The organism is Plantimonas leprariae (assembly GCF_008802405.1).
Taxonomy (GTDB): domain Bacteria; phylum Pseudomonadota; class Alphaproteobacteria; order Rhizobiales; family Rhizobiaceae; genus Plantimonas; species Plantimonas leprariae.
In genome coordinates, this window is sequence record NZ_VZDO01000027.1 from 22627 (window position 1) to 43772 (window position 21146).

Annotated in this window: 26 protein-coding genes; 17 read left to right on the forward strand and 9 right to left on the reverse strand. The window is 64.9% G+C overall.

The genetic code is table 11. The annotated features are described in order from the left end of the window. The first annotated feature begins 290 nt into the window (after positions 1 to 290). Genes F6X38_RS22370 through F6X38_RS22395 form a run of 6 tightly spaced genes read left to right on the forward strand, consistent with a single transcriptional unit; the run spans position 291 to position 6033 of the window. Positions 291 to 1307 carry a WavE lipopolysaccharide synthesis family protein gene (locus F6X38_RS22370; RefSeq protein ID WP_150973802.1) on the forward strand — a complete coding sequence of 339 codons (1017 nt, stop codon included), beginning with the start codon at positions 291 to 293 and terminating at the stop codon, positions 1305 to 1307. After that, positions 1304 to 2293, forward strand: a complete 990-nt coding sequence (locus F6X38_RS22375; RefSeq protein ID WP_150973804.1) for a phosphotransferase — start codon at positions 1304 to 1306, stop codon at positions 2291 to 2293. The genes F6X38_RS22370 and F6X38_RS22375 overlap by 4 nt, the downstream gene beginning before the upstream one ends. After that, positions 2290 to 3360 carry an NTP transferase domain-containing protein gene (locus F6X38_RS22380; protein ID WP_150973806.1) on the forward strand — a complete coding sequence of 357 codons (1071 nt, stop codon included), beginning with the start codon at positions 2290 to 2292 and terminating at the stop codon, positions 3358 to 3360. The genes F6X38_RS22375 and F6X38_RS22380 overlap by 4 nt, the downstream gene beginning before the upstream one ends. Before the next feature lie 43 nt (positions 3361 to 3403). Further along, positions 3404 to 4408, forward strand: coding sequence for a WavE lipopolysaccharide synthesis family protein (locus F6X38_RS22385; RefSeq protein WP_150973808.1), 1005 nt, complete (start codon positions 3404 to 3406; stop codon positions 4406 to 4408). A 7-nt stretch (positions 4409 to 4415) separates the two neighbouring features. Next, on the forward strand, positions 4416 to 5267 hold the full coding sequence (locus F6X38_RS22390; protein ID WP_246191499.1) for an ABC transporter permease: 852 nt from the start codon (positions 4416 to 4418) through the stop codon (positions 5265 to 5267). 4 nt (positions 5268 to 5271) lie between these two features. Next, positions 5272 to 6033 (forward strand): ABC transporter ATP-binding protein, encoded by a 762-nt coding sequence (locus F6X38_RS22395; RefSeq protein ID WP_150973811.1) that lies wholly within the window; start codon positions 5272 to 5274, stop codon positions 6031 to 6033. 16 nt (positions 6034 to 6049) lie between these two features. Here F6X38_RS22395 and F6X38_RS22400 read toward each other — a convergent pair whose 3' ends face one another. Beyond that, entirely contained in the window at positions 6050 to 7186 is a 1137-nt protein-coding gene (locus tag F6X38_RS22400) for an acyltransferase family protein (RefSeq protein ID WP_150973813.1), read from the reverse strand. Between the two features lie 595 nt (positions 7187 to 7781). On the opposite strand from F6X38_RS22400, the gene F6X38_RS22405 reads away from it, so the two are divergent. From F6X38_RS22405 to F6X38_RS22415, 3 genes are all read left to right on the forward strand, one after another. Further along, on the forward strand, positions 7782 to 8006 hold the full coding sequence (locus F6X38_RS22405) for a hypothetical protein (RefSeq protein WP_150973815.1): 225 nt from the start codon (positions 7782 to 7784) through the stop codon (positions 8004 to 8006). Positions 8007 to 8154: 148 nt separating this feature from the next. Further along, positions 8155 to 10590: a tape measure protein gene (locus F6X38_RS22410; RefSeq protein ID WP_150973817.1), complete on the forward strand. Its 2436-nt coding sequence runs from the start codon at positions 8155 to 8157 to the stop codon at positions 10588 to 10590. Further along, positions 10590 to 11072 (forward strand): HK97-gp10 family putative phage morphogenesis protein, encoded by a 483-nt coding sequence (locus F6X38_RS22415; protein ID WP_150973819.1) that lies wholly within the window; start codon positions 10590 to 10592, stop codon positions 11070 to 11072. The genes F6X38_RS22410 and F6X38_RS22415 overlap by 1 nt, the downstream gene beginning before the upstream one ends. A gap of 8 nt (positions 11073 to 11080) precedes the next feature. On the opposite strand, the gene F6X38_RS22420 is transcribed toward F6X38_RS22415, so the two are convergent. From F6X38_RS22420 to F6X38_RS22435, 4 genes are all read right to left on the reverse strand, one after another. After that, positions 11081 to 11707 carry a hypothetical protein gene (locus tag F6X38_RS22420; RefSeq protein ID WP_150973821.1) on the reverse strand — a complete coding sequence of 209 codons (627 nt, stop codon included), beginning with the start codon at positions 11705 to 11707 and terminating at the stop codon, positions 11081 to 11083. Positions 11708 to 11847: 140 nt separating this feature from the next. Then, complete coding sequence (locus F6X38_RS22425) at positions 11848 to 12399, reverse strand: RES family NAD+ phosphorylase (protein WP_150973823.1); 552 nt, start codon at positions 12397 to 12399, stop codon at positions 11848 to 11850. A gap of 10 nt (positions 12400 to 12409) precedes the next feature. Continuing rightward, on the reverse strand, positions 12410 to 12748 hold the full coding sequence (locus F6X38_RS22430) for an antitoxin Xre/MbcA/ParS toxin-binding domain-containing protein (protein WP_150973825.1): 339 nt from the start codon (positions 12746 to 12748) through the stop codon (positions 12410 to 12412). 3 nt (positions 12749 to 12751) lie between these two features. Next, on the reverse strand, positions 12752 to 14044 hold the full coding sequence (locus F6X38_RS22435) for a hypothetical protein (protein WP_150973827.1): 1293 nt from the start codon (positions 14042 to 14044) through the stop codon (positions 12752 to 12754). Between the two features lie 492 nt (positions 14045 to 14536). Here F6X38_RS22435 and F6X38_RS22440 point away from each other — a divergent pair, with 492 nt between their 5' ends. Continuing rightward, on the forward strand, positions 14537 to 14872 hold the full coding sequence (locus F6X38_RS22440) for a hypothetical protein (RefSeq protein WP_150973829.1): 336 nt from the start codon (positions 14537 to 14539) through the stop codon (positions 14870 to 14872). A 4-nt stretch (positions 14873 to 14876) separates the two neighbouring features. On the opposite strand, the gene F6X38_RS22445 is transcribed toward F6X38_RS22440, so the two are convergent. Together F6X38_RS22445 and F6X38_RS22450 are read right to left on the reverse strand one after the other, a co-directional pair. Continuing rightward, positions 14877 to 15182, reverse strand: coding sequence for a hypothetical protein (locus F6X38_RS22445; protein WP_150973831.1), 306 nt, complete (start codon positions 15180 to 15182; stop codon positions 14877 to 14879). Between the two features lie 2 nt (positions 15183 to 15184). Beyond that, positions 15185 to 15418: a hypothetical protein gene (locus tag F6X38_RS22450; protein ID WP_150973833.1), complete on the reverse strand. Its 234-nt coding sequence runs from the start codon at positions 15416 to 15418 to the stop codon at positions 15185 to 15187. A gap of 137 nt (positions 15419 to 15555) precedes the next feature. On the opposite strand from F6X38_RS22450, the gene F6X38_RS22455 reads away from it, so the two are divergent. From F6X38_RS22455 to F6X38_RS22470, 4 genes are all read left to right on the forward strand, one after another. Next, complete coding sequence (locus F6X38_RS22455; RefSeq protein ID WP_150973835.1) at positions 15556 to 15756, forward strand: hypothetical protein; 201 nt, start codon at positions 15556 to 15558, stop codon at positions 15754 to 15756. Continuing rightward, the gene (locus F6X38_RS22460) at positions 15750 to 16049 is read left to right on the forward strand and encodes a DUF3572 family protein (RefSeq protein ID WP_246191500.1); all 300 of its coding nucleotides are present in this window, start codon (positions 15750 to 15752) and stop codon (positions 16047 to 16049) included. The genes F6X38_RS22455 and F6X38_RS22460 overlap by 7 nt, the downstream gene beginning before the upstream one ends. 82 nt (positions 16050 to 16131) lie before the next feature. Further along, the gene (locus F6X38_RS22465) at positions 16132 to 16698 is read left to right on the forward strand and encodes an SHOCT domain-containing protein (RefSeq protein ID WP_150973837.1); all 567 of its coding nucleotides are present in this window, start codon (positions 16132 to 16134) and stop codon (positions 16696 to 16698) included. A gap of 95 nt (positions 16699 to 16793) precedes the next feature. Then, positions 16794 to 17660 carry a transglutaminase-like domain-containing protein gene (locus F6X38_RS22470; RefSeq protein WP_150973839.1) on the forward strand — a complete coding sequence of 289 codons (867 nt, stop codon included), beginning with the start codon at positions 16794 to 16796 and terminating at the stop codon, positions 17658 to 17660. Positions 17661 to 17680: 20 nt separating this feature from the next. Here F6X38_RS22470 and F6X38_RS22475 read toward each other — a convergent pair whose 3' ends face one another. Further along, positions 17681 to 17917 carry a hypothetical protein gene (locus tag F6X38_RS22475; RefSeq protein ID WP_150973841.1) on the reverse strand — a complete coding sequence of 79 codons (237 nt, stop codon included), beginning with the start codon at positions 17915 to 17917 and terminating at the stop codon, positions 17681 to 17683. A gap of 89 nt (positions 17918 to 18006) precedes the next feature. Between F6X38_RS22475 and F6X38_RS22480 the strand changes: the two genes are divergently transcribed. Both F6X38_RS22480 and F6X38_RS24245 read left to right on the forward strand, forming a co-directional pair. Then, positions 18007 to 18342 carry a hypothetical protein gene (locus tag F6X38_RS22480; protein ID WP_150973843.1) on the forward strand — a complete coding sequence of 112 codons (336 nt, stop codon included), beginning with the start codon at positions 18007 to 18009 and terminating at the stop codon, positions 18340 to 18342. Positions 18343 to 18498: 156 nt separating this feature from the next. Next, positions 18499 to 20208, forward strand: coding sequence for an IS630 family transposase (locus tag F6X38_RS24245; RefSeq protein ID WP_343033247.1), 1710 nt, complete (start codon positions 18499 to 18501; stop codon positions 20206 to 20208). Here F6X38_RS24245 and F6X38_RS22490 read toward each other — a convergent pair. Further along, positions 20199 to 20465 carry a hypothetical protein gene (locus tag F6X38_RS22490; protein WP_150973845.1) on the reverse strand — a complete coding sequence of 89 codons (267 nt, stop codon included), beginning with the start codon at positions 20463 to 20465 and terminating at the stop codon, positions 20199 to 20201. The two genes, F6X38_RS24245 and F6X38_RS22490, sit on opposite strands and share 10 nt — an antisense overlap. 351 nt (positions 20466 to 20816) lie before the next feature. Between F6X38_RS22490 and F6X38_RS23800 the strand changes: the two genes are divergently transcribed. After that, positions 20817 to 21080 (forward strand): hypothetical protein, encoded by a 264-nt coding sequence (locus F6X38_RS23800; protein ID WP_210248906.1) that lies wholly within the window; start codon positions 20817 to 20819, stop codon positions 21078 to 21080. The last annotated feature ends 66 nt before the right edge of the window (positions 21081 to 21146 follow it).

Below are 21146 nucleotides of genomic sequence, written 5' to 3' on the forward strand. Positions count from 1 at the left end.
CGTCCGAACGGGGCGGAGAGAGCTGTCGGTCCGTCATCTCGCCCGACGACTTGCAAGCGGGGAGGGAAAGACTTTCGTCAGCTGGCCATCTTTTGCCAGCCATCCTCTCAATTGAGAATTCAAATAAGCTGGCTTCGAATCTTTCGCTCGCCGGACGATTTTAGGGGCTGTAAATTGAAGTCAGTGCTCTTCTGAGCAGATGCCTGATGGTATCACGGTTCGTCGGGTGGCATGGTCAATATTGACTTGGCGATGCTGCGCTATCCTCTTGTATTCGGCGATAAACCGACGTGTCGATATCTGGCGAAGATCTAACCTTTGTTATCCAGGGACCGGTTCACCACGACAGCTCCTGTGCGACAATCGATACGGCCGCTTCCATCAAGCGCCATTTCCCAGACGGCCGCATAGTCCTCAGCACCTGGAAGGGCGAGGAGACGTCCGGTCTCGATGTCGATGAGATTGTCCTCAACGACGATCCGGGACCGGTCGTGTCGGTGCTCGACGGCCTCGAAATCGTCAACAACATCAACCGGCAGATCGTTTCGACCGCCGCCGGCCTGGCGCGGGCCGAGACGCCCTATGCCGCCAAGGTCCGCTCCGATGCCCTCCTGACCGGAACAGGTTTCCGGTCGCTGTTTGAGGCGTTCCCGCTGCGAGGCCAGGAAGGTCTCGTCTTCGAACGGCGTGTGGTCGTGTCGAAGGAATTCACGCGCAGCGTCCGCTCCTTCGTGCCGATGGCCTACCATCCCGGCGACCTGTTCCAGTTCGGCCTCTCTGAGGACCTTCGCAGCTATTGGGACCTTCCGACGCTGCAGGGCGAGGCGCTCGCGGCCTTCCTGCTCGATGAACCGCCGGCGGTCTGGTACCGCATGTTCGACAGGTTCCGGCACACGACCGAGCAGCACCTCTTCCTGTCGATGCTCCGGCGCTCGGGCATCGAGGTCGAGCACGCGAACTACGCGACAATCGGTCCGAATACGCCGCTCCTCTCGGAAAGGCTGCTTTTCGAGAACTTCATCCCTGCCGAGGCGCATGTATTGGGCGTCAGGCACCCGAAGTTCGAAGGGAGGGCACAGCGCTCCCTCGCGGACGACTGCCTCGGCATCCGCGAGTTCGCGAGCTGGTACGTCTCGAACGCGGTCGGGTTGCCGAGCGACGAGGTCCTCGGCGGCACGGCCCCGGCATTGTCCGCGACGCTGAAGACGGAGCGCGTCGCCCGCGAGGCGCTGAAGCGCAGTTCGCTCATGCGCTCGCTCTACGCGGGGCGTTTCCTCGAACGCGGTGCGAGGAACCGGACGCCATGACGTTCCATGGCGGGCTCGGCCCCGAAATGCGCCTCCCGCTGCCGGAGCCGGCGGTCGGCGACTTCCTCGACGACGCGCCCTGCGGCGCGGCGGAGGGGCTTTTCGCCGATGGAGCGAGGCGCGTCCGCTCGCTGGCCGGGCATTCCGGCTGCGAGGTTAGCCTGATGATCGACGGCGACGACTACTACGTCCGCAAGGTCTCGGCTTCCCCCGCCTACAACGATCGCCTCGTCGCCCAGATGGAGAAGCAGCAGTGCCTCTCGACTCTCATCTCGACGCCGGCCGTCATGCGCCGGGGCGAGGAGGCGGGGCGGTTCTGGTTTGATATGGAGTTCGTGCTGGGCGACGGGTTCCTGACCTTCGCGCCGCTGCAAAGCGTCGCCCGTATTCCGGACTTCGTCCGGCATCTGGTGGAACCGCTGGAGATACTCAGCGCCGCTGGCCGGGGCTACCTCGATCCCGGCCTGTTCGAAGCTAAGCTCGCTGAACTACAGCGGACGGTGCCCGCCTCCGCATGGTTCGGCAGGCACGCCGATAGCCTCGGGAAGGTGTTCGGGAAGCTCGCCTCGTTCGAATGGCGCGGTATCCCGCAGACGCCCTGCCACGGCGACCTCACCGTCGAGAACATGCTGATCGGCAACGACGGCAGCATTGTCTTCATCGACCTCCTCGATGGCGACCTCGAAACCGTCTGGATGGACGCGGCCAAGCTCGTCCAGGACCTCGAGAGCGGCTGGTCCATGCGCGCGGTTCTCTGGAGGCGCGAAACCGACGCTGCGGCGCGGCTCATGCGCATGCTCGGTCAATACCTCAGCGACGAGTTCCAGACGCAAATGGTGGCGCTGCATCCAGACCTCGCGCGGCGGCTCCCCGGGCTGCGCGCCATCCAGGCGTTGCGCGTCCTTCCCTACGTCCAGGACGCGGCGACCTTCGATCACGTCGTCGCCGGCATCGCCGCGATCGAGTTCGAGAGGGGCGCAGAATGACGGCGGTTGGTACTGTCGTGCTTCCCGTGGCCGGGCGCTCGACGCGGTTTCCGGGCCTGCGTCCGAAATGGCTGCTCACCGCGCCAACCGGCGAGCTGATGCTCGAGAAGTCGCTCGCGACGATCCCCGACTGGCGCGGGCATCGGGTGGTCGTCGGCGCGCTCGCCGAGCATCTCGACGGCCAAGGCGGCTTCGATGCACTCCGCCGCGCCTTCGGCGAAACGGTGGAGGTCGTCCGGATCGAAACGCCCACCCGGGGCCCGGCCGAGACCGTCGCGCGGATCCTCGAAGCGGCGCGGGTCGATGGGCCGGTCTTCGTCAAGGATTGCGATTCCTGGTTCGAGCCGCTGGAGGAGGTCTTCTGCGACTGCGTCTGCTTCGGCGACCTGCGCCGCCTTGGCGACGTGCGGAACGTCGCGGCCAAGAGCTTCCTCCACCTCGACGGCAACGGCATCCTGCTCGGCATCATCGAGAAGAACGTCACCTCGAACTTCGTGTCGGTCGGCGGCTACGGCTTCCACGACGCCCGCATCTTCCTCGAATCCTATGCCCGGCTCCTCGCCGGGGGGCACGAGGGCGAGCCCTTCGTCTCGCACGTCATCCTCGACGCCATGCGCGGCGGAGCGGTGTTCAAGGGCGTCGAGACGAAAGCCTACGTCGACGTCGGCACGCTCGAGGCCTGGAACCTCTACCGCCGCGACCACGGGCTCTTCGTGGTCGACGTCGACGGGGTGGTGTTCCGCAACGCCGGACAGTACGGCTCGCCGAACTGGGACGATCCCGACGTGCCGCTCCCGGCCAATGTCGAGGTGCTGCGCCGGATCATCGCGAAAGGCGGGCAGATCGTCTTCATGACGGCCCGGCCCGAGCGCTACCGCGCGAAGACGGAAGCCGCCTTCCGGGAGCTCGGCCTGACCTGGCATGCCGCGGTGTTCGGCCTCAACCACGCGACCCGCACCATCGTCAACGACTTCGCCGGCTCCAATCCCTTCCCGTCCGCCGTCGCGGTGAACCTCGCGCGCAACGACGACAGGCTGGGCGACTTCGTCCGGCCCGACGAGCGGTGACCGCCATGCCGCATCCGCACCGCGTCCCGGAGGCGCCCGCATCGTGAGCATCGAGAACTCCGACGTCACCATCGTCATGCAGGGCGGGCTCGCCGTCGGTTGGGACGTCGCCTATTCCGCCGCCCACCTGCGAACGGTCATGCCGGGCGCCAGGATCGTCCTCGCCACGCAGAAGGCGGCCGCCAAGGGCTACGAGCGCACCGATGCCTTCGACGAGGTGGTCCTCACCGACGATCCCGGCGCGCTGCCGCCGGTGAAGCTGATCGGCGCGCCGCACAACATCAACCGGCAGATCCTTTCGTCGCGGGCCGGCCTCGCCGTCGTCACCACCCCGTACGCGATGAAGCTCAGGACGGATGCGTACCTTCTGTCGCGCAAAGCGGTCGACCTCTGGTCGCGCTGGGGCGAAGGCGGCCGCGGCGACCGGGCGAAGGGCAAGGGGCGCATCCTGGTGATCAACCTCTTCACGCTGAACCCTGGCTTCGACGAACGCCTGCCCTGGCATGTCAGCGACATGTTCCAGTTCGGCAGGACCGAGGACCTCCGAGCCTTCTGGAATGCGCCGCCGATGGATTTCGGCACCAATGTCCACTACGAGACGCACCCCTTCGCCGAAGGCTCGCTCCCGAGGGAGCGCGAGTTCCGCTCGCGCTTCGCCACCGAGCAGTGGCTGACGCTCGGCTGGCTCTACGGCGAGCCGTCCCGCTTCCCGATCCGCTTCCACAACGACGTCTCGTTGGCGATGGTCCGGCAGTTCGAGGCGGATCTCACCGACAACTTCGTGGTGGCGCATCCGACCGACATCGACCTCGAAATGCCGAAGCATCGCTACGTCTACGGCTCGCGCTACTTCAACACGATCTGCTACTCGTTCGAGGACTGGAAGCGTCTGGCCTTCGAGCGCTGCGGGCTGACCGGCGACGACGTCGGCTGGACGCGCTGGCCCCGCACCGAGCGCGACAAGCGCCTCTTCGTCGAGGCCAGGCAGCGCCTTCGCTTTCTCGGCCGCTTCGGCTGGGCCCGGCGCCTGCACGAAATCATCGGATAGGCGGCGGATGACGAACCTTATCGAAAGCCGCGGCACCCCCTCCTCCGCCGAGGCGATGCCGGAGGCCCGCCCGGACGGCTTCGCCGCCGCCCTGCGCGATCTTCGCGACGGCATGGCGCTCACGGAGCTGTGGCTGTATCTCGGCTGGCGCGACGTGCGCCGGCACTACAGCCGCTCCGCCCTCGGGCCGTTCTGGCTGACGCTCTCGATGGGCGTCCTGATCGGCAGCCTCGGCCTGCTCTACTCGCGCATCTTCGGGATGGACATCCACGAATACCTGCCGTTCCTCGCGGTCGGCTTCATCATGTGGAACCTGATCAGCGGCGTGATCGGCGGCGCCTGCCACGTGTTCACCGGCGCCTCCGGCTACATCCGGCAGATCCGGCTCCCCCTTTCGGTCCACATGCTGAAGTTCGTCTGGAACCAGCTCGTCGTCTTCCTCCACAACTTCGCGATCTACGTGGTGGTCGCGATCGGCTTCGGGCTTCGCCCGGGCGTCGGGGTCCTCCTCGCCGTCCCGGCGATCACGCTGATCGCGCTGAACGGCCTTTTCGTCGCGATGATCCTCGGGCCGCTCTCCGCGCGGTTCCGGGACGTGCCGATGATCGTCGGGAACGTCGTGCAGGTCATGTTCTTCATGACGCCGGTGATCTGGCATCCCGAACAGCTCGCCGACCGGTCGTGGTTCGTGCAGCTGAATCCGTTCTACCACTTCATCGAGATCGCGCGGGATCCGCTGCTCGGCGACACCGTGCGCGCCGGCAACTGGATCGCCGTCCTCGCGATCACCGCGGTCCTCGGCGTCTCCGCGACGGCGTTCTACGGCCGTTTCCGCACCCGCATCGCGTATTGGGCCTGACACGATGGCATCGATGGTGCTCCGCGACGTCGTCGTCGACATTCCCGTCTACAACGCCTCGACGCGCTCCCTGAAGAACAACGTCGTGTCGGCGGCGACGGGCGGACGGGTCGTCCTCGGCGGCGGGCGGACGTTCGTGCGCGCAGTCGATGGGCTTTCGCTCGAGCTCGGGCACGGCACGCGCCTCGCCCTCGTCGGCCACAACGGCGCGGGCAAGTCGACCATCCTGAAGGTCATGGCCGGCATCTACCATCCGACGGCGGGCCGCATGCGCTCGGAGGGAACGGTCGCCTCGATGTTCGACATCGGCTTCGGCATGGACGAGGATGCGACCGGCTGGGACAACATCGCGCTCAGGGGCCGGCTCCTCGGCTTCTCGCGCCGCGAGATCGCGAAGCGGACGCCGGAGATCGCGGAGACGAGCGAGCTCGGCCGTTTCCTCGACATGCCGCTGCGGACCTATTCCACCGGCATGGCGACGCGCCTCGCCTTCGCGATCTCGACCGCTATCGATCCCGACATCCTCCTCGTCGACGAGGGCATAGGCGCCGGCGACGCAGCGTTTCTAGAGCGCGCCAAGCAGCGTATGGAAGGCTTCGTCGGCAGGGCCGGCCTTCTCGTCGTCGCCTCGCACTCGGACGACCTTCTTCTGCGCTGGTGCACCACCGGGGCCTGGATGGAACACGGACGCCTCAGGTTGCTCGGTCCCATCCGGGAAGTGCTCGACGCCTATCACGGTCGAGACAGGCGCGAGGCGGCCGAATAGGCTCGTTCCGGGCAGGCTATGGCGTCCGACGTTTGAGCCGGCCGATGAGTCGGATCGTCGGTCGTTCCACGAGGTGGTGGAGCGCGATCGCCGCCGCGACGACAAGCGTGACGCAGAGCGGCAAGGCGAGGAACCAGGGCAGGGCGGTCGTCTGGAGCGCTGCCTGCAGGAAGCTGTAACCCAGGAGCGTATGGCACAGGTACAAGGGGAAGCTGATCGACGCCAGACCGTCCAGGACCAAGAGATCGAAGAAGCTGTTCCGCTTGAGATAGCAGGCGACGAAGATGCCATAGCCTGCAAGGTAGCTCGGCAGGTTGGGGAAATCGGCCTGATGCACTCCGAAGCGCCACGTCACTAGAAACAGGACCAGTTGGACGAACGAGAAGGAAACGCATTCCGCCGTCGAGATCTGCTCTCGGTGGTGGAAATAGAGAAGCGTGCCGGCCAGCATGAAGATCAGCATGTGGATCGTCGTGACGGCGACCTCGACCGAGAAGATGCCGTAGGTCGTCAGGCCGACGTCGAGGAGGCAGCCGGCCGCCGATGCCGCCACGACGACCGCCGCCTGGCCCGCCCGGATCGCCCCGGCGAGCACGGCTGACAGAAGGTAGAACCGCACCTCGATCACGAGCGACCAGTTCACGAGGTCGATGCTGGCGTAGTTGTAATCGTAGTGCAGCAGCGTCGCGTTGAGTACGAACTGCCGGAAGCCGAAGGGATAGGGCCTTCCCCAGAAGCGCGCGCCGAACCAGACGACGAGGCAACCCAGCGCCATACTGGCGACGAGGACCGGGAAGATGCGTATCGCGCGAGCCAGCAGGAACCCGGCACGCGACAAACGTGATACCGAGAACGGGATCACGAAGCCGCTGATGACGAAGAAGATGGCAACCCCTACCAAGCCGAAGCGGAACGGCAGCGGCTCGGTCAGCGCCGTCCAGGGGACCGGGGTCGCACGGAGCGGCGAAGCCGTCTGCGCGCTCACCAGTTCGGGCTCCAGCCAGTAGTTGTAGGTCAGGTGCTGGAACACGACGCAGAGCGCCGCGAGCCCGCGCAACTGGTTGGCGAACACGATCCGTCCATGCGCCCTCGCGGGCGCCTGCGCGACGGTGCTGCGGTCGGTTGCCGGCAGATCGGCGGTCGCGACTTTCATCGGCCTCCAAGGTGGAAGATTTGCAGGTGCCGACGGGCGGATCGACAGCTGGAACACTTGTTCGACAACGGGAGGTTGATGCGTCTCTGACGGCGCATCTCCCAAGCTCAGGTTGGCTGGTGTCGAAACCCGTTTTGGCCGGGACGTCGAGCGCTGATTGCATAGCTACGTGGCGAGTTTCTACGGTTCCGGAACGATGGAACTGCAGCGTCCGACATTTGCCGTCATCGTCAGCAGCCCTTAGGCGACTGCGTTGAGCGCTTCAGCGACATGGACCGTTTGCCTGAACGGCAGTGACGAGAAGCATCGCGCCGAACCAAAGCCTAAGGACATAGGAGAAGACCGAAAGGGCGATGATTCCTAATTCACCCCAAGTCAACGTTGGACGTACAAGCGTCGAGCAATGGGCGATGGAGGCGGCAGCCGAGATCAGCTTGCGTTACGTCCGCTGTCGAGCCATCTCGATCGACCAATGATCGTCCGAGATGGCTCGACAGCCACTTGAGCGCATTCTGCCCATCCATACATAGACGTGCCTAATCCCATACGCGGGCGGCCTGTGCTCTGATCTTCTGAAGACACGGAGGATCGCTGCATGGCTTCGGCCCAACTCTTCCTGAACGGCGCGCGGGTGAACCGCGACTTCCGAGAGGCGCTGTTCGATGCGGCCAACCGCGCCGGCGTGACGCCGAACGAGTTCTGCATCACCGCCGCCGCCGAGAAGCTGATCGCCGGCGGCCGGCGCTTTCCGGGCGTCTTCCAGGTCAACGACTTCGAGATGGTCGGCATGCTGCCGGCCGGCTCGTCGAAGGCTGCCTGATGTCGGCGTCGCAGTTTCGTCCCCTTTCAAGGCCGCGCTCGCTGATCATGCCGTCGGAAACGGTGCTGGACGATCTTCGGCTGCTCGATCGTGAGTTCTGCGCGATCCGGCCGGCGACGAAGGCCGAGCGACGCACGGTGCGGGCGAAGTGGCGAGACGTCGTCTATGCCCTCGTGTTCCGCTCCTGCGCGGGCGTGGACGCGATCGTCACCCTGACCGGCTCGAAGGGAGTGCCGTTCACCGCGAGCCTGCTCCAGAGCCTCGTGATCGACCGGGCGCGCAAACACGGCATCACGCGATCGGCGGCGCTCTACGCGCTCGCGAAAACGCTGTTTCCGAACCTCGACGAGATGCTCACCGGCCTGATGCCGCCCGGCGGCCGCTGCCGGGCCTGCTCGTGCATGTGGCGCGTGGGCGGCCCGCTCGATCCCGCCTCCAACCAATACGTCACCATCGTCGCTATGGCGGCCGACGCCAGGGAAAGGCTTGCCGCATGATCCTCGACGAGATCGTAGCCATTCTCGGGCTCGAATACCGGAGCAACGGTGACGCCGCTCGGTTCGAGCGCGACCTGGATGGCGTCGCGAAGAAGGTGGAGGCCACCTCTCGGGACATCAGCCGCGGGCTGGCCGACTTCGGCGATGGCCTCGTCGAGAAGTTGCGTCCTGTCGCTCTTGCTCTTGGTGCTGCCGCGACTGCGGCCGGCGTCGCGCTCGGCGAAGGCGTGATCGACGCGTCTTCGCAATGGGAGGGCTTCGAGGCGGCGCTGACGACGATCGAGGGCAGCTCGGAGAAGGCGAAGGCATCGCTCGACTGGATTTCCGACTTCGCGAAGCAGACGCCGTACGATTTAGCGGGCGTGACGGACAGCTTCATCAAGCTCAAGAGCTACGGCCTCGATGCTGCCGACGGGACGCTCAAGACGCTCGGCGACGCCGCCTCGGCGATGAATAAGCCGCTGGATCAGGCGGTGGAGGCGTTCGCGGACGCAGCATCCTTCCAGTTCGAGAGGCTTCGGGAGTTCGGCATCGTCGCCAGCCAAGAAGGGCAGAAGGTCACCTTCCAGTGGACGAAGGACGGCAAGACCGTCCGCGAGACGGTGAAGAAGACGGGCGACGAGGTCACCCGCTGGCTGAAGAACAACTTCGAGGGCCGCTTTTCGGGAGCGATGCTGCGTCAGTCGAAGACGTTCGGCGGCATGATGTCGAACCTCGGCGACGCGTGGCAAGACTTCCAGCGCCGGATCGGGCGAGGCGGCTTCTTCGACACGGTGAAGAACCGGCTGGCGGACCTTCTCGACTGGATCGGCCGGCTCGACGCAAGCGGCAAGCTGGACGAGGTGAGTCGCCGCCTGTCGAACGGCTTCACGTGGCTGGCGAACCAGATCACCACCGATGTGCAGAACCTGATCAAGGTGTTCGGCGGCACGGACCTCGAAGGGAAGATCAAACCGTTCCTGACGGTGCTCGGCCTGCTGTTCGCTCGGATGTTCCCGATCGCCACGGCCTTCAGCGTTGCCGCGCTCGCGGTCGAGGACTGGCTTTCGTACATGGCCGGCGGCGACAGTGTGATCGGCGACTTCGTGAAGGCGTTGGCGGACTTCCTCGGGGCCGACCCTCAGACGGTGGCCTCGACGCTCGGCGAGATCGCCAAGGCGGCCGGGTGGTTCGCTGCCGCTGCCGTTGGCCTGACGCTGTTCGCCTCGGCGCTTCGATCGCTGTCCGGGGCGCTCGTGCTGCTCAAGGGCATGCAGTGGGCGGTCGGGCTTCTCAGTTCGCTGGCGGGCATCAGTTGGACTGGCGCCGCGGCCGGTGCCGCTACAGCCGCTGGAGCGGGGGCTGGCGCGGGCGCCGCAGGCGCAGGAGCGGCTGGGACTGCCGGGGGCCTCGCCGTCAGTCCTGCGGCCACCGTGGCGACCGGGAGTGCGGTTCTCGGCGCAGCTTCCATGGGCGTCGTCGGTGCCATGGACACGAAGAAGCGGCGCGATCTCTACGACACGCCGATGGCTGGTGCGATGGGCGGTGACTTCGCCCTCGGTGCCGCCTTCTTCGACCAGGCACAGGAGAACCGCGAAGCCCAGATGGCAGGTCGTGAGGTGGGCGCTCGTGTCCGAGCTTGGTTCCAAAGCGAAGGCGTTCAAAGCCTGATCGGCGGGATGCGCGACGGTCTGGCGAAGTTCACTCCGGCTCTACCACCTCCTCGCGACGACCTAAACGCCATCGTGGGGCGCAACGAGGCCTTTTCGATCAAGCGCCAGTTCGGCGTCGACCCGCAGCGCCTAGCGGAGGTGGCGAAGGCCACGTTGGATATTACGGGCTTCCTCGCTCCTGCGAACGTCGCGAAGGCGATGCTGGCGGACCTCGCCGTCGGCTTCAACGCCAAGGGCACGCTGGATCTCACGCAGTTCAACGCGGCGGCGGATCAGGCGGAAGCCCGGCTCAAGCGGCTGAACGGCGGGTTGAGCGGAAGCGGCGGACGGTTCGACGGGCTGGGGCAGTCCGCCGTCCGACCCCGCCCGCTCGTGACGGCTGGCCCCAGCCTGCCAACTCGTCCGGCGGTCGCGCAATCGCCTGCGAGCCCGTGATGACGATCCACGTCACCGCCCGCGTCGAACACAAGAGCCCCGGCAAGCTGAAGGCGGCGCTGCGGGCGCTGCATGCCCTGGGCCGTGGCCCTCGACAGGTGAAGGTCGGCTTTCCGGCCGGCAAGGCGAACAGCGACATTGTCGCCCGTGCTACGTTCAACGAGTTCGGCACCCGCACCATTCCCGAGCGCCCGTTCATGCGCAACGCGATGCGGGCGAACTGGGAGAAGTACCGGAAGGCAATGGAAGCTGCGGCGCGGGAGATCGTCGACGTAGCGAAGGGTGGCGGGAGTCCTGCCGCGTCCACCCGGAAGGTGCTCGGACGGCTCGGCGCGCTCGCGCAAGGCGACATCCAGTCGGAGATCACCTCGCTTTCCAGCCCGCCGAACGCCCCGTCCACGGTCCGGCAGAAGGGCTCCAGCAAGCCCCTCATCGACACCGGCGAGATGCGGTCGAAGGTGACTTGGAAGGTCGAGGAATGACCGAGACTTCAGAACTTCGGCAGCTTCGGTATCGCCGCCTTCCGGTCGTCGGCGGGCAGGCTGAAGGTGAAGGCGCTCGCATTCTTGTTCAGGACGACATCGAGCCTGCGCACGCCCGATGGAACGCCTCGTAGGGCCTCCACGAAAGAACCGAACTTCGTCACTTCGAAGTCCTTGGATTTCTCCAGCATGCTTGCCGTATAGGTCCCTTCCTCGTCTTCCGATTGAAGGCTCATCGCCTGCGAAGCGGCCTCTTGCGGTCCCGAGCGATGCATCGTCAGCAGAACATCGACAGTCTGTCCGGTATTCGATCGTTGCAGCCAGACGGGGAGCCAAGCCTTCGTGCCGTTGACTGCCGTCATCGCAGCGACGGCGTCTTCGCGGTTCTCGAAGATCAGACGGAAGTTCGTCAGCAGCCCTTCACGGAAGAGAAAGACGTATTCGACGGGCTCGCCTGCGAAGGTCTGGTTCCTGACGCAGAGATTGCCGCTTTCCCCGCACGGGGTTGCTCCTACCGATTGGACGATTTCCTGGCGCTCGGTTCCATATTCGAAGTTCTGGAAAAGCGCCTCTCCCTCCGCAAAGGCTGCGATGGTGCTTAGAAGAAGCGTAGCGGCGGCATAGAAGAGGCGCATGGGGTCGACGATAGGTTCGGATCTATGAGGACAGCAAGCTTGATCCAAACACATCTCGTAGCCAGCGGTCAGAAAAAGAGTGAGCTTCGTCGGATCATCAGTGGAACTCGATATCGAACGCTGAAGATCATATCCGCGATTTATCTGCTTTTGCGTTGGCTCTCGCGCCAGGCTTTCCAGTCGATGGGCTCGCTTTCGACTATCTGAAGATCATCGGGCCCGAGCCGATCGACGAAGAGCACCAAATTCTGGCACGACCAACGGGCGCTCGGCGCCAGTATGCCGTCAAAGCCAAGGAACTGGGCTGCGTCGCCGATCTCTTGGCAGCGATCGTAGTTGAGCGTTTGGTAGCTGTCGCGGCTGACTCCCAAGCCTTCTAATGCCTCAAGATCAGCGATCTTTAGAGTGCGGCTCGTGCGCACGCTTAATCGATGCAACATCGAGCGCAGTTTGGAAGGGAAAACCGGCTGACGACTAAGGTGGAAATGAATTTCGGCGAGCGCGCCGTCGCGCTCTAGTGCGGTGTAGAGCACATCAAAAGTGCCAGGATCCCAGCGTGCACCGGCTGGGTATCCCTGCAGCACGTCGCGTTCTTCGCGGACGATCCGCCAGACATCACCTTCAAAAGGAATGCCATCATGACTGTCGATGAGGTCAAGCAGTTCAAGGTCTCGGGCGCGACGGTCTTGCAACGCTTGAGCCTTACAGGAATGCCCCGGCGTCGAGCCGCTCGATCACCGCCAGCACGTCTTCAGTTCGATCTGCATTGATGAGATCAATCGCTCGCTCGTTGCCGAGCAGGGCATGACGCGAGTGCAGCCACAGCCGCGCCTCGTCCGCAGTGTAGAAGTCCGACAGCCGATCCACGACATAGCGCAGATCAGCCATGACCGTCTGCGTATGAAGGTTAGGCGTTCCGTTACCGTGTGACCAGCGCGAGACGGTGGCTGTCGAGACGTTAACAATGTTCGCGATGTCTTTGCCTTGGAGGCCGCCAAAGGTTCTCAGGTCGTCGAGAATACGGGTGACTGCAGTGGACATGGCTCAACGCCTTACGTGACTGAGTGTGACACGCGCGGAGCGTGACCTCTCCGGCGACGCGGCTCGCGGTGCCCCATCAATCGTGCGTCCCAAATCTTCAAGCACCCCATGCATCTTCTCGAGACGCTCGCTGCTGCGCGTTAACATCTCGACTAAGCTGTCATCTGCTACCTTGAGTTTGGCTGCATTACGGGCCGCCCGTTCGGTTGGCGCGAGTTCCTGATCGAGGAAATGGCGAACACGGCGGCTATCTGGCACACGTGCGATATCAGCGATCTGCCGGGCACGTTGGCGCAGATAATGTGCTTTTGGATCTTTCAGCATATCCTCAAGCCCATGTGGGCAGCAGTGACGGTCGTGGCAGCTAAGCGCCTTGCGTGCCCCTGGCGCGGCCATTAGCGTTTCGAGCTGTTTCACGCTTAGGAGTCGGTCGACCGCACCGATCAGGACACGTCTTTCACGACCGCCGCCACCGGGCTTCGGTGGCTTAGCCCAATCTGAAGCATCGAAACGTTCCCTTTCCGCAACCCCGTGACAAATGCCGCCGGCCGCGCCGAACGCGGCAATCGCAATCGCGGCAAGCCCACCGACCCCATCGGCGACGATCGGCCGGTCGAGGCGAGTGAAATCGAGCATAGCTGCGATGTACCGGCGCAATCCCATCGGCGTAGCATCGGCGCCGAAGCCCGAGACGCGGAACCATACGCTAGCACAGGGGGTGCCAGTCAGTCCTGAGATGAAGGCTCGGCGCTGGACCGGGTCGCGCAGTGAGCCGTTTTTGATGTTGAGTTCGTAATGAATGTCGATCTTTGCCCCGCCCTCGGCGTCGAGAGAGCGTCGCAGCGCTGCAGTAGCATCGCGATCGGTGCCAAATAGAGGGTCGGGTGAGCCTTCGAGAATGTGCGTCGGCGCCAGGACCGCGTGAAACCCCTGCGCGACCGCGAAACGCGCGATCTGACCGATCACGTCCCGATTGGCGTTTGCCTTCATATCGTCTGGGCTGAGCACCGCGGAGGGGTTGGCCCAAGGAGCCTCTCGCGCCGCACCACTAAAACGGCCGAGCGACGAGAGTTCGGCAATGTTGGTATCGAGAATCAGTTCAGCGCCTGCTTCGCGTAAGGACTGGATCAACTCCTGCTGTCGACCTGCGGCTGAGGCTTCGATCACGACGCGATCGGGCATAGTCTTGCCTGCGCCAAGAAGCGTCTCAAGCTGACGATGTCCGGTGGTGCCAACACGCAGAAAATGACCCACAGGGCTCGGTTGCCCGTGCAGGTAGAAGACATTCTCAGCCATTTGCCACCTCCTAGAGATCAATTACGTATCGATTTCATTCTTGTCAATTGGTGAAATTACAATGCAATCGCATCTCTGAAAGTTGCCTCTACCCCGTGCTAAGCAGCGTGGCCTGATGAGCGGACGATCAGTCGGTTTGCATGCCGGACCGGCCGCGTTGGATGTTGGGTTGTCTCAGTTCGATCCGTTTAGAGGAAAAGCGATGCCGACGAAGGCCGCCCATACAAAATCACCAGCCTCATCCTTGGTGTCTGTACGATGTCGTCGAAGGCGCAGCGGTGCTCGGCAAAGTGTTGATTGCGATACCGGTCTGAGATCGAAGGTCGGATATCGCCCCGCGATGCCCCACCTTGCCCCATACATGCGCCGTATCGCCGCCGTGGCCGGTTTGATTTCTATCAAAGGACAATCGAACGCCGGAAGGCGCACCATACGCGTTGCCGCTTTCCAGCCGAACGCCGACCGTGTCGAAGCATCGACAGGAGGCTCACGATGGCAAGGAAAACGCTGACGCAGATCGCGAAGGAGGCGAGGACGCGGACCGAGAAGTGGCGAGAGGACCGAACCGTCCGAAAGGTGCCGGAGGCGCGCCAGGTGGACAAGGCCGTGCTGATGGCGCTGATCCACCTGTCGAAGAACGGCGCCGGGATCGCGATCGACGAGCAGCGGTTCGCGGAGGCGCTGCAGCTCGCCGTCCGGCTTCTCGTCGGCTGGCGATGCGACGGAGCGGAGGCCGTGGCGATGGTCAGGAAGCGGCTTCGGGCGTTCCACGAATCGACCGAGATCGCGGACATGCTCCGACGGCCGACACGCTCCGTCGGCGGCTGACGCGTCACGCCGTAGGGATTTGCCTCCGCAACACCCCCGTTACTCCCTCATACGCCGTATGCAGACGGATCAGCGGAGGTTCAGCCGCTCCAGCGCCTCGGCGAACTCGGCATGCATCCGCCAGCGCCGCGGCCGCGATCGGCTTGCTGTCGGAGTGTTCGGGCAGCGAGAGTTCCAGGTAGTGCGCGACGGCGTCCCCGAGCTTGCCGTAGTGCAGGTTCGCCGAGCCGCGGTCGGTCCCGCTGTCGTCGAGCGAAAGAGGCATGCAGCGATCATCGCAGCGGGAGGTTTCGCGGGCGTTGAACTGCATCGTCAGTACCAGCGCCGCGTGCCGGCCGGCGGCGCCCACGGCTCGACGAGATGCCGGTTGATGTCCTGCACCAGCACCCACCGGACGTAGGTCGCGCGTTCGCCGCAGCTCAGGCAGCGCCAGCGCAGTTCCTCGACCTCGCCGCCCGGCGCGATGTAGCCATAGAGGTCGTGAGCGAGATGCAGCCGGTCGACCCCGCACGGACAGCGCACCCGGATCGCCAGACCCTTTCGCATGCCCTCTGCGAAGTCCCGTATCCGATGCACCATTCCCGTTCGCCCCGATTCAACGGATGAGAACAGAATAGGAACATTTTCTCGACGTCGAGCCTTTCCATCGGCATCATGGGACAGGCGAATCAGGAGAGGCGCAGATGTCGAGACTGGCCGAACGGGTGACGGAGCTGCCGTTCAACGACGATCTGGAGGCAGCGGTCGACGAGGTTCTGCGGTTGTCAGGCGGCGACGCGCGCACCGCGGTCCGAGCCGTGCTGCTCGGCCAGCGCAGCATCGTCGAAAGCTACTCCAGCCTGATCTCGACCGGCTACGCCCGCACGGGAGCGCGGCCATGCTGATGTTTCCGAAGCCCGGCCAGGCAGCAGCGACCGCCGCGCCGGAGCGCGATCCACAGAGGATCGCGATCGACGCGCTCGGCTTCGTCGCCGGCCGCGACGAGCTGGTGCGCCGCTTCCTGGACGTGACGGGGCTGGAAGTCGGCCATTTGCGCGCCGCGGCAGCCGAGCCGACGTTCTTCGTCGGGCTGCTCGACTTCCTCCTGGCGAACGAGGCGGACCTGATGGACTTCGCCGGTGCCGCCGGGCTGGATCCTGCCGAGATCGGACGGGCGCGGGAGGCGTTGGCGAGTTAAGCCGAACTCGCGCAACGACCGACGAAATCGACTGACGCCAGCGTGCGTCGTCAGCTATCGTTGTGCGGACAGGAGAACCTGCATGCGAGACCCGCAACTGCGTCACGATGAGATCGAGAAGATCCGCCGTATCGCGGAGCGGCACGGGTTCGGCGAGGACGCCGGCCGCGTCATGGCACTGGCGATCGCCGCCGGCGGCGGCTCGATGGCGCAGTTCAACCATCCCGAACTCGGCGGCATGGGGCAGTGGACGCGCGGCGGCATGCTGATGATCGGCGCGATGTTCGACGACGCGCTGAAGGCGCGCGTTCGGGCGCTCGCCGACGAGTTGGCCGGTTCGGTCGCCGCCGGCGATCTGCCGGATCGAATGTCGGCCGATCAAACCGCCCCCGGCTCCGTCGCCCCCTCCCGCAACTGGTGGCCGAACGAACTCGGGCAGCCCACGTCGAGCGGCGCGCAGAACGGCTGCCGTTACGCCGTGTTCCCGAACCTGCGGCGCCTGGCTGTCGAGCAGGACGGGAGAACGACCGTCTACGATACGGGCGACCACCGCATCGGCGGCGCGTCGCAGCAGCAGGGCTCGCGCTCGGACCTTTCCTTCTCCAGCCAGCATGGAACCGTTCGGCTTGAGGATCTGCCGATCGTCTGACGGCGGCTGTCAGCCCTGGAACCAACGGCCGGCTATGGGGTTCGTGCGGCGCGCGGACGCTTGTCCCGCTGATCCTTCCTTACCTGAGCCTGCCGATGACCGTCCGCTATAAGCTCGGCTGCGAGTTGACTTACGAAGTCCTGTCGCCGACCGTCTTCATCTTCAACCTGGAGGTCGCCAAGCTCCAGCGGCACATCGATCTCGTCGAACGGATGACGATCACGCCCGATCGGCAGATCCGAACCTACACCGTTCCCGACATCCGCAATCGCTACTTCAGCCTTGTGGCCCAAGCCGGCCCGCTGGAAGTGCGCTACGAGGCGGAAGTGACGCTCGACGTCCACCGTGCCGATCCTGCGACGATCCGAGAGACGCCGGTCGCCGCGTTGCCGCTCGACATCATGCCATTCCTCCTGCCGTCCCGGTTCGTGTCGTCTGATCGCCTCAGCGCCTTTGCGCAACGCGAGTTCGGTCATCTTGAACAGGGCCATTCGCGCGTCACGGCGATCTGCAATTGGCTCTACAGCAACATTGACTACCGGCGGGGATCCTCGAACGAGCAGACCACGGCGGACGAAAGCTTGCTCCTACGCGCCGGCGTGTGCCGCGACTTCGCCCATCTCGGCATCGCCTTCTGCCGCGCGTTGAACATCCCGGCGCGCTTCGTCAGTTGCTACGCCTACGGTCTTGAGCCGCGCGACTTTCACGCGGTGTTCGAGGCCTACCTCGATGGCCGTTGGTGGCTGTTCGACGGGACGCGGCAGGCCAATCTCGACGGATTGGTGCGGATCGGTGTCGGACGCGACGCAGCCGAGATCGCGTTCTCCTGGCCGTTCGGCGAGATCAAGCCCGGCAAGGTCGCGATCACCATCGAGCACACGGATGGTTCGCCGGAAGCAACGGGACGCACCACGGACGCTATCTCGACCGAAGAGCCGGCGCCAAACGCCGGGGCGAGTTGAACTTCGTTCGGAGCTGGCGATCAGGCCGTGCGTGTCCTTTGACGCATGCGCCAGCCGCGTTTGGTCAGGCGAACCCAGAACACGTCGTTCCAGCCGCCGACGACTTCCGCCAGCCCACTCCGCTTCAAGTCGTCGGCTACTGCCATGTCCTCGTCGCTTAAAGATCGAAGCCGGACGCCGAGACTGTCGCCGTGCGGTTGCCCATCGTCGAGGCGCACCAGGAGGCGCAAGCGATCTGCGGAGATCTGATCGACCATCGTTGGCAACTCCGTGTGAGACGAGTGCAAAGCACTCGATACGGTGGCGCCCTCCCAAACGCTGTAGGTCAGTGAACGATCGGGATGGGTTGCCCGTCAAGCCCTGCGTCAGGTTCGGCGATCAGTCTATCCTGCGTTCCCCGCCGATCGCCGTGTTCGGGCGACCTTCGTTCCTGGTGCCTCCGTCGCAGTACGCGAAGGCGCCGACCGGACGTTCGCAGATGACCGATGGCCAGCTATCGCCCGACGAGCAGCGCGCGTTGGCTGCGCTCTGCGCGGACCAGTCCCTTGCCCGCTTTCTGGCGCCGAACTTCATGCGGCATCTGGAAAGCCTTGGGCTCGTCGAGCGCCTGAACGGCGGCGTCATCGTCAGCGACGAAGGGCGACGGCGAGCCGAGGGACTGCGGAGCGCATATTCATTCTAGCCGCTATTGCAGCCGGCCGTTCCGTCGAGCGTCGGCCAAGCGCACCGACACAGCTCTCAGTTTCTCCATCGCCGCTCACCAAGCGTTCCAGCCCTCCCCAGCATGGCGACCGAGCCAGCCGTGCTAAGCTGGAGCTATGGCAGCGGAGAAGCCCGCATGCACCGCAATCCGAAGGAATGGGCTCGTATCCGACGGCTGGTTCTTAAGGACGGCGCCTCGATCCGCGGCATCGCTCGTAGCGAACATCTCAGCCGGAACACGATCCGCAAGATGCTGGCGCAGCCCGAGCCGCCGCAGTCCGCACGGATCGGACGGATGCCGCGCCTCGGGCCGCACGTCGCGGCGATCAAGCGTCGGCTGGCGGAAGCGGAACGGCTCCCACCGAGCGCGAGGCCGTCGATCGTCGACGTCTTCCGTCAGCTTCGCGACGAGGATGGCTACGACGGCAGCTATAGCGGTCTGCGCGATCATCTGCGGGGCTCGGCGGATCGATCGTCCTGCGTCTGGGAACTGGCCTACGATCTGATCTGCGCGCTCGACCGGCGCCGCGCTGTCGACTTCCTGTTCCATCTGTCCCAACCCACAGCGCAGGTGCTTTCGCCCACGCGGGGCGCTGAAACGCTGCGGGACACGGCACGGGTGGTCGCGGTCGGGCCGAGGCCGACGAAGCGGCAGCGTGCCCGTGACGCCGCCTTCGAATGGCTGCGAGCCGTCGGTAGCGGCGAGATCAACCGATGGGCGCTGCTCCGCGATCTGGCGCACGTTCCCGATCTGTCGGAACTGCTGGACCGGCTGACGACGGGATCGCTGGCGCACCGCAAGCGCTGCCTGATGGTGCTCGGCGCGGAGCGCGGTCTGCAGATCCAGGCCGTGCAGGACTGCCTTGGACTCTCGCGAGCGTCGCAGCGCCGCTATCGGCGTCTGTTCCGCAAGGGCGGAGCGCCGGCGCTGTTCTCGCGCAAGGCCAAGCCGCGAAAGCGGCACGACGAGGAACTGAAGGCAGCGGTCTTCCGTCTGCTGCACGAGCCGCCGGCGAACTATGGGATCAACCGGACGAGCTGGCGGATCGCGGATCTCTGCGATCAGCTACGGGCGGCCGGCACGCCTGCTTGCCAGCATGTCGTGTCGCAGATCGTTCGCGACGCCGGCTACAAGTGGCGGAAAGCGCGCGTCGTGCTGACGTCCGCCGATCCCGCCTACTCCGAGAAGCTCGCGCACGTGCAGGCAATCCTGTCGCGGCTGCAGCCCGACGAGGCGTTCTTCTCCATCGACGAGTTCGGCCCGTTCTCGATCCGCACGCGCGGCGGGTCGGCGCTGACGGCGCCAGGCGAGGAACGTACCGTCCCGCAATGGCAGCGATCGCGCGGGCGCCTGATCATGACGGCGGCACTGGAACTGTCGGGAAACCAGGTGACGCACTTCTACAGCGCGAAGAAGAACACGGCTGAGATGATCCGCATGATGGACACGCTCGTCGCCCGCTACGCCGATCGCCGCCGGTTGTATCTGTCGTGGGACGCTGCCTCCTGGCACGTGTCGAAGGCGCTGCAGGCACATATCGAGGCGCACAACGCCGCCGCGGCGGAACATGGCGGACCGACAGTCGAGACGGCGCCGCTGCCGGCCGGCGCGCAGTTCCTGAACGTCATCGAAGCCGTGTTCAGCGGCATGGCGCGGGCTATCGTCCACAACAGCGATTACGGATCGGTCGACGAGGCCAAGGCGGCGATCGATCGCTACTTCGAGAAGCGGAACGCGCATTTCCGCGAACATCCGCAGCGCGCCGGCCGGAAGATTTGGGGCCTAGAGCGCACCCCGGCTGTCTTCTCGGACGCCGCCACCTTCAAGGATCCGGCCTACCGCTGATCGGGGCTGCACACTTCCATGTCGTCCTCATCGAACGCTTGTTCGAAGACGCCGTAAGGCGGCCCTTCGAACCAGCCGATCGCTTCGGCCTCGGCGCGGCCGATCGTGCGCGTCGAGATCGTGTCGCCGTCCTTCGTGGCGATCGTCGCATGGTCGATCCTGATTGCGAGCACGGCGCGCGTGCCAACGTCAGTGCAGCGATACTGCCTGCCGCTGCACCAGAACTCCAAGCCGATACGGAACTCGTCGTGGTTCATGCCGGGCGTTCCTTCCGCAGTCTGACGCCGGCTCCGCCGCCGTTCTCGGCGATGAACTCGACGCCGGCCGCTTCAAGAGCTCGATGCAAAACTTCCAGCGTCGCGTTCCGCGGCTGGGCTGCACCGATCTCGAATTGCCGAACGGTGACGATCCCGACTTTCGCTGCGGTCGCTAGATCCTGCTGGGACATCTGAACGAGCGCGCGGCCGGCACGGCATTGGGCGGGAGAGATCATGTCGAAGCCTTACGTGAAACCGTCGATTAAAAACAGACCTATCGAAAAGAGATTGATCAACCCGTAAATGTCGCTTAAAGATCGAACCATCGAAAAACGACAGAGAGATGGATCGATGAAAAACGACTCCAACGGGGCGACCGGCGAAGCCGTGTCCGTAGAGGTACCCGAAGTCGAATTAGACCTTGTGCTCCATAGGCTGATTGCCATCGCGGAGTGCGCACACGACTTGGCGATGGAGAACTTCATGGGCTCGGGTCCGGCTAGACCGCATCCTGACGCCACTTTCACGCTGCCAGTGACGATCGCTGATCAAATCCTCGCTGTGCTTCGCTTCGGCTGCGACGCCGCCCGCATGCACCCGGAGGGACGGCAGTGAGCGCCGTCCTCGACGCCATCGCGGCGCATCGCGAGACCTTCAAAGCCTACAAGGCCGCACTCGCGC